This window comes from Klebsiella sp. KP20-425-1, from assembly GCF_025813515.1.
GTDB classification, from domain to species: domain Bacteria; phylum Pseudomonadota; class Gammaproteobacteria; order Enterobacterales; family Enterobacteriaceae; genus Klebsiella; species Klebsiella pneumoniae.
The window spans coordinates 4,747,234-4,759,899 of sequence record NZ_CP109614.1 but is presented as its reverse complement, the minus strand read 5'-3'; the positions used below and the strand labels follow the sequence as shown (position 1 = coordinate 4,759,899).

The 12,666-nt window shown below is 58.9% G+C and carries 9 protein-coding genes; 3 read left to right on the top strand and 6 right to left on the bottom strand.

From position 1 onward, the window contains the following. Together frdB and frdA are read right to left on the bottom strand one after the other, a co-directional pair. Positions 1–735, bottom strand: a complete 735-nt coding sequence (frdB, locus tag OHJ17_RS23240; protein WP_004177729.1) for a fumarate reductase iron-sulfur protein — start codon at positions 733–735, stop codon at positions 1–3. Then, a complete protein-coding gene (frdA, locus tag OHJ17_RS23235; protein WP_004177727.1) occupies positions 728–2,518 on the bottom strand; it encodes a fumarate reductase (quinol) flavoprotein subunit in 1,791 nt (596 codons plus the stop codon). The genes frdB and frdA overlap by 8 nt, the downstream gene beginning before the upstream one ends. Before the next feature lie 275 nt (positions 2,519–2,793). On the opposite strand from frdA, the gene epmA reads away from it, so the two are divergent. Together epmA and yjeM are read left to right on the top strand one after the other, a co-directional pair. Then, positions 2,794–3,771 (top strand): elongation factor P--(R)-beta-lysine ligase, encoded by a 978-nt coding sequence (gene epmA / locus OHJ17_RS23230; RefSeq protein WP_004146714.1) that lies wholly within the window; start codon positions 2,794–2,796, stop codon positions 3,769–3,771. Positions 3,772–3,953: 182 nt separating this feature from the next. Further along, positions 3,954–5,456: a glutamate/gamma-aminobutyrate family transporter YjeM gene (yjeM, locus tag OHJ17_RS23225; RefSeq protein ID WP_004178330.1), complete on the top strand. Its 1,503-nt coding sequence runs from the start codon at positions 3,954–3,956 to the stop codon at positions 5,454–5,456. A 37-nt stretch (positions 5,457–5,493) separates the two neighbouring features. Here the strand turns inward: yjeM and mscM are convergent, their stop codons facing one another. The 3 genes from mscM to rsgA all read right to left on the bottom strand — a co-directional run bounded on the left by mscM (position 5,494) and on the right by rsgA (position 11,031). After that, positions 5,494–8,823 (bottom strand): miniconductance mechanosensitive channel MscM, encoded by a 3,330-nt coding sequence (gene mscM / locus OHJ17_RS23220; protein ID WP_267302689.1) that lies wholly within the window; start codon positions 8,821–8,823, stop codon positions 5,494–5,496. A gap of 23 nt (positions 8,824–8,846) precedes the next feature. Beyond that, the gene (asd, locus tag OHJ17_RS23215) at positions 8,847–9,809 is read right to left on the bottom strand and encodes an archaetidylserine decarboxylase (RefSeq protein ID WP_002885536.1); all 963 of its coding nucleotides are present in this window, start codon (positions 9,807–9,809) and stop codon (positions 8,847–8,849) included. Between the two features lie 160 nt (positions 9,810–9,969). Next, positions 9,970–11,031, bottom strand: a complete 1,062-nt coding sequence (gene rsgA / locus OHJ17_RS23210) for a small ribosomal subunit biogenesis GTPase RsgA (protein ID WP_032433773.1) — start codon at positions 11,029–11,031, stop codon at positions 9,970–9,972. A 94-nt stretch (positions 11,032–11,125) separates the two neighbouring features. Between rsgA and orn the strand changes: the two genes are divergently transcribed. Then, on the top strand, positions 11,126–11,671 hold the full coding sequence (gene orn / locus OHJ17_RS23205) for an oligoribonuclease (protein ID WP_009309332.1): 546 nt from the start codon (positions 11,126–11,128) through the stop codon (positions 11,669–11,671). 43 nt (positions 11,672–11,714) lie between these two features. On the opposite strand, the gene OHJ17_RS23200 is transcribed toward orn, so the two are convergent. Next, the gene (locus OHJ17_RS23200) at positions 11,715–12,446 is read right to left on the bottom strand and encodes a transporter substrate-binding domain-containing protein (RefSeq protein ID WP_004177719.1); all 732 of its coding nucleotides are present in this window, start codon (positions 12,444–12,446) and stop codon (positions 11,715–11,717) included. Positions 12,447–12,666: the final 220 nt, after the last annotated feature.

The following is a 12,666-nucleotide window of genomic DNA, read 5'->3' as shown; positions in this document are numbered from 1 at the left end:
TTAGCGTGGTTTCAGGGTGGCGATAAGAAAGTCTTTCGAGCTTTCCACCTTGCCCTGCTGGATCGCGGCCGCCGGGTCGACGTGCTTCGGACACACTTCCGAGCAGTAGCCCACGAAAGTGCAGGTCCAGACGCCATTCTGGCCGTTAAGCTGCGCCATGCGTTCCTTTTTACCGTGGTCGCGGCTGTCTTCGTTATAGCGGTGGGCGAGGGTGATCGCCGCCGGGCCGATAAATTCCGGGTTCAGGCCGAACTGTGGACAGGCGGCATAGCACAGCCCGCAGTTGATGCAGCCGGAAAACTGATGGTATTTCGCCATCTGGGCCGGGGTCTGCTTGTTTGGCCCCTGGTCAGGCGTGCGGTTATTGCCGATGATATACGGCTTAATGGCTTCCAGGCTTTCGATAAAGTGGGTCATGTCCACCACCAGATCGCGCTCGATCGGGAAGTTGGCCAATGCCTCCACCTTGATGCCTTTGGTGTAATCGCGCAGGAAGGTTTTGCAGGCCAGCTTCGGCACCTTGTTGACCATCATGCCGCAGGAACCGCAGATTGCCATTCGGCAGGACCAGCGGTAGCTCAGGTCTGGCGCCAGGTTGTCTTTGATGTAGCCCAGCGCGTCCAGCAGCGAGGTCTGTTCATCGTAAGGCACGTCATAGAATGCGCTGTGCGGTGCGGTGTCGACCTCCGGATTGTAGCGCACCACTTCGACTTTCAGGTTTTTCATCTCAGCCATGGGTGGTCTCCTTCTTCTCAGCCGCGTCCGCTTCTGCGCCATAGACACGTTTTGCCGGCGGCAGCGTGGTGATCTTCACATCGCCATATTCCAGACGGGTAGTGCCATCGGCCTCGCGGAAGGCGAGAGTGTGCTTGAGGAAGTTGACGTCGTCGCGTTCGGTACAGCCTTCATCCAAACGCTGGTGCGCCCCGCGCGATTCTTTACGGGCGATGGCCGAGTGCGCCATACATTCGGCAACGTTTAAACCGTGCCCCAGCTCAATGGTGTAAAGCAGATCGGTATTGAACACGCTGGAGTTATCAGTAATGCGCACGCGCTTAAAGCGTTCCTGCAGTTCAGCCAGCTTGTCGATCGTTTTCTGCATCAGCTCCGGCGTGCGGTAGATGCCGCAGCCTTCCTCCATCGACAGCCCCATTTCATCGCGAATTTTCGCCCAGTTTTCGTTACCTTCCTGGTTGACGAGATCTTTCAGGCGCTGCTCCACATCGGCAGCCTGCGCATCGAGGGCTGCGCCGTTTGCCTCGCCCGCCTGAGCGGCGCGCTGCATGGCCTGCTCCCCGGCCAGGCGGCCGAAGACCACCAGCTCGGCCAGCGAGTTGGAGCCCAGACGGTTGGCGCCATGTAAGCCAACGGACGAGCATTCGCCCACGGCAAACAGCCCTTTGATTCGGGTTTCGCACTGCTGATCGGTTTCAATACCGCCCATGGTGTAGTGCGCGGTCGGGCGCACCGGGATCGGCTCTTTCACCGGATCGACGCCGACGTAGGCTTTCGCCAGTTCACAGATAAACGGCAGACGCTCCAGCAGTTTTTTCTCGCCGAGGTGGCGGAGATCGAGGTAGACCACGTCGCCGCGCGGCGTCGGGATGGTGTTCCCTTTCCGCCACTCGTGCCAGAAGGCCTGGGACACTTTGTCGCGTGGGCCCAGCTCCATATATTTATTCTTCGGTTCGCCGAGCGGGGTTTCCGGGCCCATGCCGTAATCCTGCAGATAGCGGTAGCCGTTTTTGTTGACCAGAATCCCGCCTTCGCCGCGGCAGCCTTCGGTCATCAGGATCCCGGAGCCCGGCAGGCCGGTCGGGTGATACTGAACGAATTCCATGTCGCGCAGCGGCACGCCATGGCCCAGGGCCATCCCCATCCCGTCACCGGTGACGATGCCGCCGTTGGTGTTGTAGCGGTAGACGCGCCCGGCGCCGCCGGTAGCCAGCACCACGGCGTTAGCGCGGATCTGCACCAGGGTGCCTTCCATCATATTCATCGCCACCAGGCCGCGGGCCTGCCCGTCATCGACCAGCAGGTCAAGGACGAAATGTTCGTCAAAGCGCTGAATTTGGGGAAACTGAAGGGAGGTCTGGAAGAGGGTATGCAGCATGTGGAAGCCGGTTTTGTCGGCGGCAAACCAGGTGCGTTCGATTTTCATGCCACCGAAGCGCCGGACGTTGACGCTGCCGTCGGGGCGGCGGCTCCATGGGCATCCCCACTGCTCCAGCTGGGTCATTTCCGTCGGGCAGTGATGAACAAAATAGTCGACGACATCCTGCTCGCACAGCCAGTCGCCTCCCGCGACGGTGTCGTGAAAATGGTACTCAAAGCTATCGTGATCCTGGGCAACGGCTGCGGACCCCCCTTCTGCAGCGACCGTATGGCTGCGCATCGGATAGACTTTAGAAATCAGGGCGATTTTAGCGTTGGGGTTGGCCTGAGCGGCGGCGATAGCGGCACGAAGGCCTGCCCCGCCGGCGCCAATTACGGCGAGATCGGCTTGAAAAGTTTGCACGACATTCCTCCAGTTTTAGTGTATTTCGCCGCCGGGCTGGCGAAAAAGTATCACTGCTCCTTTATAGGTACAGGAGTATAGCCTTAGGGTCAGTATGGAAAATTGACGTGTTCGATTTTTTTATCGATATGTGCGGTTATTTATCAGTGGTATTTATGCGTCAGGGTTAACGATAGATTAATGGCATGTAGTCTGCCGGAGATTGCACAAAATTTGTTTCACTCGCCGGTTGCGAGTAGACTTCGTGCCCTTAATTTGCAATCGGAGAAAGTACCATGAGCGAGACGGCAACCTGGCAGCCGAGCGCACCCATTCCCAATCTGTTGAAGCGCGCGGCGGTGATGGCGGAAATCCGCCGTTTCTTTACCGATCGCGGCGTGCTGGAGGTGGAGACGCCTTGCATGAGTCAGGCGACGGTAACGGATATTCATTTGTTCCCGTTCGAAACCCGTTTCGTCGGCCCGGGCCATTCTCAGGGGCTTAACCTGTACCTGATGACCAGTCCGGAATACCACATGAAGCGCCTGCTGGCGGCGGGTTGCGGCCCGGTCTTCCAGCTGTGCCGCAGCTTCCGTAATGAAGAGATGGGGCGTCATCACAATCCGGAATTCACCATGCTGGAGTGGTATCGTCCATGCTATGACATGTATCGCCTGATCAATGAGGTGGACGATCTGCTGCAGCAGGTGCTGGAGTGCCAACCGGCGGAAAGTCTCTCCTATCAGCAGGCGTTTCAGCGCCATCTGGAAATTGACCCGCTCTCTGCCGATAAAGCACAGCTGCGTGAAGTCGCAGCGAAGCTGGATCTGAGCAATATCGCCGATACTGAAGAAGATCGCGATACCCTGCTGCAGCTGCTGTTCACCATGGGCGTGGAGCCGCACATCGGCAAAGATCGACCAACGTTCATTTATCATTTCCCGGCGACTCAGGCCTCTTTAGCGCAGATCAGCCCGGAAGATCATCGGGTCGCTGAGCGCTTTGAGGTCTATTACAAAGGTATTGAGCTGGCGAACGGTTTCCACGAGCTGACCGATGCCCATGAACAGCGCCTGCGGTTTGAGCAGGATAACCGCAAACGCGCCGCGCGCGGCCTTCCGCAGCAGCCCATCGATAACAACCTGCTGGCGGCGCTGGAGGCGGGTCTGCCGGACTGCTCCGGCGTGGCGCTGGGCGTTGACCGCGTGGTCATGCTGGCGCTGGGCGCTGAAAGCATCGGCGAAGTGATCGCCTTTACGGTAGACCGCGCCTGATCGCTTTTTCACCTCCCTCCGCCGGCGGGTAGGGGAGGTGAAAGACGACTCTGAACCTGACACCCTCGCCCCGGCTTTAGCCCGAATACCCACAATTTCCCTCCGTGATTTTGCTACTATCCGCGCTCTTTTTATGAGGCCAGGCGTCGCTCGTCGGGCGATGCCCACGTTTGGATAGATTTATGCATCAACAACTCAAGAAGATGAGCCTGATCGGGCTGATTCTGATGATCTTCACCTCGGTATTTGGCTTTGCCAACAGCCCATCGGCGTTTTATCTGATGGGCTATAGCGCGATGCCGTTTTACCTTTTTTCCGCCCTCTTTTTCTTTATCCCGTTCGCGCTGATGATGGCGGAGATGGGCTCAGCTTATCGTCGCGAAGAGGGCGGGATCTATTCCTGGATGAACCACAGCGTCGGGCCGCGCTTTGCCTTCATTGGTACCTTTATGTGGTTTGCCTCGTACGTAGTGTGGATGGTGAGTACCGCCGCTAAGATCTGGGTCCCGCTCTCTACTTTTTTGTTTGGCGCGGACAAAACCCAGACCTGGGCGCTGGGTAGCCTGACGCCGACGCAGACGGTCGGTATTCTGGCGGCCTGCTGGATGGTCGTGGTGACCTTTATTGCCGTCAAAGGGATCAATAAAATCGCTAAAATTACCGCTGTCGGTGGTATCGCGGTGATGGGGCTTAACCTGGTGCTGCTGCTGGTGAGCGGGGCGATCCTTCTGCTTAACGGCGGTCATTTCGCCCAGCCGTTAAACTTCACCCTTTCGCCTAATCCCGGGTATCAGTCGGGCATGGCGATGCTGTCGTTTGTGGTATTTGCCATCTTTGCCTATGGCGGAATTGAGGCGGTTGGCGGCTTAGTGGATAAGACCGATAAGCCGGAAAAGAACTTTGCCAAAGGTATTATCATCGCGGCGATCGTTATCTCGATCGGTTACTCGCTGGCGATTGTGCTGTGGGGCGTGAGCGCCAACTGGCAGCAGGTGCTTGGCGCGCGTTCGACCAACCTCGGCAACATCACCTATGTGCTGATGACCAGCCTCGGGGCGACGCTGGGCCAGGCCCTGCACCTGACCCCTGCGGCGTCAGCCCTGACCGGGGTCTGGTTCGCCCGTATTACCGGCCTGTCGATGTTTCTCGCTTACACCGGCGCGTTCTTCACCCTCAGCTATTCTCCCCTGAAAGCGATTATCCAGGGCACGCCAAAAGCGCTCTGGCCGTCGGTGATGACCCGTCTCAACGTCAACGGAATGCCCGCCGCGGCGATGTGGCTGCAGTGTCTGCTGGTCGGGGTGTTTATCGTACTGGTATCGTTCGGTGGGGATAGCGCTTCCGCGTTTTATAACAAGCTGACGCTGATGGCCAATGTCTCTATGACCTTGCCTTATCTGTTCCTGACCATCGCCTTCCCGTTCTTCAAGGCGAAAACCCATCTTGACCGGCCGTTCGTGATCTTCAAAAACCGTCCGTCGACGCTGCTGGCGACCGGCGTGGTGCTGCTGGTGGTGACCTTCGCCAATATCTTCACCATTATCCAACCCGTCATCGACAGCGGGGACTGGAACAGCACCCTGTGGATGGTCGGTGGGCCGATCTTCTTCTCACTGCTGGCGCTGGGGATCTACGAAAGCTACCGTCGGCGCATGGCGTCCGGCGCGCTGGTGATGGAGAGTTAAAGAGCCTGCCCGGCGGTGCCGCCGGGCAGGGGATGGTTTACAGGCTACCAGCCGTACGGCGGCTGGTTTTTCCGGCCGAGGTCATGGTTTTACTGCTTTGCCTGCCGTCAATACTTTCCAGACGCATCTGGAACGGAGGGAACGGCATATCAATGCCATGCTCGCGGAAGCCCGCCAGGATCAGCTGATGCATCTCATGGCGCAGCGGCATGCGGTGCCCCATCTCCGCGGCAAAAATACGTAGCTCGAAAATCTGGATCCCCTGCTGCAGGTCGACGAGAAACGCCTCCGGCGCCGGGGTATCGATGACCAGCGAGCAGCGATGCGCCGCGGCGATGAGAATTTTCGTCACCTCTTCGGTATCGGCGTCCACAGGCGCCGGCACCGTCAGCACCACGCGGGTAACCGAGTCCGACAGCGACCAGTTGATAAACTGTTCGGTAATGAACGCCTTGTTCGGCACGATAATCTCTTTTCGGTCCCAGTCGCTGATGGTGGTCGCACGGGTATTAATGCGGGTGACGCTGCCCGTCAGGTCGCGAATGGTGACCGTATCGCCGATGCGGATCGGCTTCTCAAACAGGATAATCAGGCCGGAGATAAAGTTGGCGAAGATCTCCTGCAGGCCAAACCCGAGACCCACACCCAGCGCGGCGACCAGCCACTGCAGCTTCGACCACTCGATACCGATCATCGAGAAGCCCACCAGCCCGCCGACCAGCATCAGCAGATACTTAGTGATGGTGGTGATGGCGTAGCCGGTGCCGGGGGTTAAATCGAGATGCTGGAGGATCGCCAGTTCCAGCAGCGCGGGCAGGTTGCGTACCAGCTGAGTGGTGATGATCAGCACCAGAATGGCAATCAACACCGCGCCAAGCGTAATAGGCTCAAGGCTTTCCACTCCTTGTACCGTCGAGGTCACGTCCCACAGCGAGATATTCTCAAGGAAGCCAAACGCCGAGTGAATCTCCGACCACAGCACGATGACCGATAGCAGCGCGATCAGCATCAGCAGGGAGCGCACAAGCCGCAGCGACTGGGTACTGATGGCATCGAGGTCGACCTCGCTGACCTCCGTCTCCACCGACCCTTCCGGGCTGCTGACGTGAACGGGCTCATCTTCGCCGCGGGCGCGCTGAGCGAGAATTTCCGCGCGACGATGGCGGGCCCGGTCGAAGGCCAGCCGGCGGCGCTGGATCAGCATCCAGCGGCGGATGATGTGATAGACCACCAGCAGCAGGAACCAGATGGCGACCGAGGTTTCCAGACGCGCAAGCAGCGCCTGGGCGGTGGCGAGGTAGCCGACGGCGGCCGCCAGCATGGCCACCAGCGGGGCGCCAAGCATCAGGTTCCACAGCAGGCGGTTCACCATATTGTCGCCATTCCCCTCTTTATCCAGATAGAGCGGAATACCGGCGTGCTTAAGGCTCAGGGTGACCACCGCCAGCGCGCCGCAGATCAGCAGGAAGCACAGGCGGCCCAGCGAAGCGGAGAATTCGCGGTCGTTAAGATTATCGAACATGATCAGCGCCATAATCAGCGGCACAATCAGCCCGATGCTCATCAGGTAGTAGCGCATCGCCTTCGCCACGCGGCTACGCGGCCAGCCGAAGTGGGCGATAAACAGCCCGTTTGGCCGGGCGAAGGTGGCGCAGATCATCACCACCCACAGCAGAGGCACCGTCGCGGTGACTCCATCGCCAATCGCCACCGCCAGCGGGAACGGCCAGGCGGACTGCAGACCATAGCCGAGCGTCATCCACAGCACCGGCAGCAGCGAGGCCACCAGTATCGACCAGAAGACCGTGCGCAGCGTCAGCCAGAAGTGATCCTGAGTGACTTTCCCCACCCGGGCGCTGGAGCGCTCGAGAAAGCGGGTGAAATGGCGCCGCGAGCTGATGCTAAAGCCAACCAGCAGCAGGGCGGCAAACAGCGGCAGCAGGGTCTCTTTGCTGGTAAGCATCATCGCGCTGGCTTTACCCAGTTCGCTGATGGTATCCAGGGAGATCAGGCGCCGCAGATCCTGGACGATCTCCAGCGGCCAGGAGAAGCCGATGGGGCTGACGTCCGAAGTCCAGAACAGATAGCGGTGGGTGGCTTCGTTGATCTCTTTCAGCGCGTCTTCCAGCTGGCCGTTGGCGACCTTCAGCTTGGTGAGCTCCAGCATCAGGGTATCGCCGCCGCGCAGCAGCGAGTTCAGCAGCTCGTTCTGCGTGCGCAGCTGCGCCTGCAGGATCTTGTTCTGCTCGCTGGTCAGCGGTTCGCCGTCGGCCTGGCGGATCTGCCGCAGCTGCGGCTGCTTACTCAGCAAATCTTCAAAGCGCAGACGCTGCACGCGCAGCTGCGCCATTTCCGTATCCAGCTGCTGCGGGCGAGGGCGCTCCGGCAGCCGCGCCACCTGGGCGCGCAGGGCTTCGCCCAGCAGATTGGAGGAGCCCAGCCACTGCGACTGCTCGCGCAGGGTGTTTAACGCCTGGCGCACCTGCAGCGTTTGATTCGTCGCCTGCCGCTGCTGGGACGCCACCAGATCCATGCGCTGCGCCTGCTGGTTCAGCGCCTGGGAGAGCTCACGGTTGACCTTAAACTGGGCGGTGATGTCCGGCGGCAGGTTTTCACTGTTCTCCGCCAGCAGTTCGGTACTCTCCAGCGCCTTTTCCGCCTCCCGCTGGCGCTGGCTGTTTTGCAGATTGCGCAGCGCCTGCAGATAGGCATCCAGCTGCTCGCTCTGTTTTTGCGCCAGCTCGGAACGGGCGCGCGACAGCTCCTGGCGGTTGTTGGCGGAGAGCTGGGCGAGGTCGAGTTCATCCACCAGCGCCTTCAGACGCGCTGATTCCGCCTGCAGGGCAAGATTTTGCGCCTGGGCGAGAGCATTGTTGCCGGTTTGCGTGCCGATGCGGCGCTCAACCTCATTGAGCTGACGACGGGCATCGGTTTGCTGCTGCGGCAGCTGGTTCAGGGAGTCGGCGATTTCACGCGCGCGATCCTGCTCCTGCTGCGCCTGGCGGCTCGATTCCAGCAGCTGGCTGCTGACCTGCAGGATCTCCTGGTTCAGCGCATCGGCGGTCAGGCCGGTTGGCACCTGGCGCGGCTCTTCGCTCAGATTATTGAGCTGGGCACGCAGACTTTGAAACAGTTTGGGGAAATTGTCGATAACGTCCTGATACTGACGGGCGCGCTCGAGGGATGATTTTCGCTCCTCAAGCGCGTTCAGCGCGGACTGCAGAACTTCAACGGTTTCAGGCTGGGCGGGCTTTGCCGCCTTCGCCTGTTCCAGTTCCTGGGTTATCTGTTTAGCATCCGGGGCTGTCGCAGCGTACGCCCCGAAACTGAGGCTCAAGGCCAACAGGAAAGTGTATATCAGGCGCACGGCATAACCCTTTTGCTGAAGAATTAACCTTGGTCTTGTTTATCGTCAACCAGCGGGCTGGCGCGGTGTTCGGCGCGGATCTCTTCTTCCGGTAACGGCGCGGGTTCAGCGGCGGCGGTCGCTTCCACTGCTGTCGCCAGCGGTTGGCCGATCTTGGTCACGGACAGGCTTTGCAGCGTGTCGACCAGCTTCACCTGGCCCGGGGCAAACAGGTTGATCACGGTGGAACCCAGTTTGAAGCGGCCCATCTCCTGGCCTTTCAGCAAGGCGATGGAGCCTTCGTTGTCGCCAGCGGGCCAGGTCCAGCGTTTAATAATGCCTTCGCGCGGCGGGGTCACGGTGCCGGACCACACGGTCTCAATGCTGCCGACGATAGTTGCGCCCACCAGAATTTGCGCCATCGGGCCAAACTCAGTATCAAACAGGCAGATGACGCGCTCGTTACGGGCGAACAGGTTCGGGACGTTCTGCGCCGTCAAGTGGTTAACAGAGAACAGGTCGCCAGGAACGTAGATCATTTCGCGCAGGATGCCGTTGCACGGCATATGTACGCGGTGATAGTCGCGCGGCGACAGGTAGGTGGTGGCGAAGCTGCCGTTACGGAACAGGTCGGCCATCTGATAGTTGCCGGCCAGCAGGGCTTCCAGACTGTAGTCATGACCTTTAGCCTGCAGGATTTTATCGTTCTCAATGGCGCCAAGCTGGCTGATCACGCCATCGGCCGGCATCACCAGCACGTTTGGATCGGTATTCAGCGGGCGAACGTCGTCGCGCAGCGGGCGCACGAAGAAATCGTTGAAGGTGCGATAAGCCGCGGTATCCGGCTTCTGCGCCTCTTTCATATCGACCTTGTAGTATTTCACGAACAGATCGATGACCAGCTTCGTCAGCCAACCTGCGCGTTTGCTCGCACCCCAGCCTGCGAGGCGGGTGAGCCACAGTTTAGGCAGAATGTATTGCAGTGAAAGTTTAAGATCGTTTAACAAAGTAGCCTCCAGGCCATGATATGTCGTTCCTGACCCCGCCTGCGGGCGGGGACCTGAAAAAAGGGGACGATTCTATACGTAAAACTCGCCAAATGGCATCCGCGTAAGCTGCGTCATCACCGCTGCCCGGCAGCGCCTGATGTGATGCTCAGCTTAATGATCAGTCATCGGACGAGGAAAAGTTTTTACGCGTTTTTACCTGTACCTGCGCCATGCTTTCCAGGATGCGGTGGTAGTTCTCAAAACGGCTTTCGGCGATCTTGCCGTTCTCTACCGCTTCGCGAAGCGCACAGCCAGGATCGGTATCGTGTTTACAGTCGCGATATTTGCAACGGCCTAAATAATCATGGAATTCGACAAAGCCGTTGGTGATTTGTTCCGCTTCCAGATGCCACAGGCCGAACTCACGTACCCCCGGTGAATCAATCACATCGCCGCCGTGCGGGAAGTGGTAGAGGCGTGCCGCGGTGGTGGTGTGTTGACCTAAGCCGGAAACGTCCGAGACATCATTGGTGAGGATCTGATCCTCGCTCAACCCGAGCAGGGCGTTCAGCAGGCTCGATTTACCGACCCCGGACTGCCCGGCGAAGATACTGATGCGGTCGGTCAGGGCCTCTTCCAGCGGCTTAAGGCCGTCCTGAGTCCGACTGGAAACCAGCAGCACGCGGTAACCGATGTTGCGGTAGATATCCATTTGCTCATTGACGAAGCGCAGACCATCATCATCCAGCAGATCGATTTTATTCAGCACAATGAGCGGCTCGATATCCTGCGCTTCGCAGGCCACCAGATAGCGATCGATAATATTCAGCGACAGCTCAGGCAGGATCGCGGAAACCACCACGATCTGGTCGATATTGGCGGCGATAGGCTTCACGCCGTCGTAAAAATCCGGACGCGTCAGGACGGAGGCGCGATCGTGCACCGCCTCGACGATCCCTTTGACGCTTACGCCGTCGGCGGCGTCTTTACCCGGCCGCCAGACCACGCGGTCGCCGGTGACCAGCGAGCGGATCGTCCGGCGGATATTGCAGCGATGCACGCTGCCGTCAGCGGATTCGACGTCGGCATGCATACCAAAGCGACTGATGACAATGCCTTCCGACGTTTCGCCAAACAGGTTGTCATCGTAGTCGGCCTTCTCCGCAGTGGTTTTCAGACGGCGCTGGTGGTTGGCTTTGACGCGGCGCTGCTGGCCTTTGGAGAGTTTATTTTTACTCAATCGAACTGGCTCCTGGTCGCCCTGATGGGGCAAAACCTCTATGATACACGCTATTTTAGATGAATATAGTCACGCGAGAAGGGTGGAAAATAGCATGAGTGCAAATGAAAACAACCTCATTTGGATCGATCTTGAGATGACAGGGCTGGATCCGGAGCGCGATCGCATTATCGAAATCGCCACCCTGGTGACCGATGCCAACCTGAACATTCTGGCTGAGGGCCCGACCATCGCGGTGCATCAGTCGGACGCTCAGCTGGCAGTAATGGACGAGTGGAATGTGCGGACGCATACCGGCAGCGGTCTGGTGGATCGCGTAAAGGCCAGCACTGTCAGCGAGCACGATGCCGAACTGGCGACCATTGAGTTTCTTAAGCAGTGGGTGCCGGCGGGCAAGTCGCCGATCTGCGGCAACAGTATCGGCCAGGATCGTCGCTTCCTGTTTAAGTACATGCCGCAACTGGAAGCCTATTTCCACTATCGCTATCTGGACGTTAGCACGCTGAAAGAGCTGGCGCGCCGCTGGAAGCCGGAAATTCTCGACGGTTTTAAAAAGCAGGGCACTCATCAGGCGATGGACGATATCCGCGAGTCGGTCGCCGAGCTGGCTTACTACCGCGAACACTTCATTAAGCTGTAAACCGCGACCGGGCCCTGTGCGCGGCCCGGTACACTTTTCTGCGTTATTTAAACCACTTCTGCTGCATCTGCTGGAAGTCAGGTGTCGCCATGACCGCGGCCAGGGCATCGTTGATGGCGTTCAGCAGCTCCGGATCGTCTTTGCGCACCGCAATCGCATACTGCTTACCGTAATAAGCCGGGTCGGTGGCCCGTTCATCCATGATGGCGTAGTCAGGGTTCTCCTGCTGCCAGGCGTCGAGGGTGGCGAAGTCGCCCATGACGCCGGTTATTTGCCCGGCTTTCAGCGCGGCCAGGGCGCTGGCGACATCGTCGTAAGGGACAGCCTGTACGGCTTTCTGTTTATCACGCAGGTAGCGCTGATGCAGCGTGCCTTTCACCACGCCGACTTTTTTAGCCTTCAGATCGGCAAAGGTATGGGCGACATCTTTGTTGACGATCACTACCCCGGAGAGCGCCTGGCGATAGGGTCGGCTGAAGGCGACCTGCTTCTCACGCATCGGGATCACTTCCATGCCGGCAATCACCGCGTCAAATTTCTTAAAGCGTAAAGCCGGGATCAGGGTATCGAAACGCTGCGCCGTGAACTGGCACTGCGCCTGCATCTGCTGGCACAGGGCGTGCGCGAGATCGATATCGAAGCCAACGGGCTGATTTTTGCCGTTGGCGGTGACAAACGGTGGATTGGCCGTGGTGGTGCCAAAATGGAGCGTCTCGGCTGACGCGGTTCCGATGGCCAGCGTGCTCAGCAGCAGGACGGTGAGGACTTTTCTCATGCTAATTCCCTGTTTGGCGTCGGGGTGGCCTCGTTATACGTCGCGCCACCGCTGTATGATGCGAGCGATTTTGCGTCATTCAGCCGGGCGGAAAAAGCGATTTTGCCCGTTATGACGCTTATTTATACAATTCAGCGGCGTAGATGGCGAGAAAATGTCCATTTAAACAAAAAACGCAAAAAAGTGATCGTCAGGGGGTTGCAGGGGCATCGAATTCTCG

What these genes read in the sequence shown, in the direction of transcription:
- frdB (WP_004177729.1), bottom strand. Translation starts at nt 735, where the DNA reads ATGGCTGAGATGAAAAACCTGAAAGTCGAAGTGGTGCGCTACAATCCG.
- epmA (WP_004146714.1), top strand. Translation starts at nt 2,794, where the DNA reads ATGAGCGAGACGGCAACCTGGCAGCCGAGCGCACCCATTCCCAATCTG.
- yjeM (WP_004178330.1), top strand. Translation starts at nt 3,954, where the DNA reads ATGCATCAACAACTCAAGAAGATGAGCCTGATCGGGCTGATTCTGATG.
- orn (WP_009309332.1), top strand. Translation starts at nt 11,126, where the DNA reads ATGAGTGCAAATGAAAACAACCTCATTTGGATCGATCTTGAGATGACA.
- OHJ17_RS23200 (WP_004177719.1), bottom strand. Translation starts at nt 12,446, where the DNA reads ATGAGAAAAGTCCTCACCGTCCTGCTGCTGAGCACGCTGGCCATCGGA.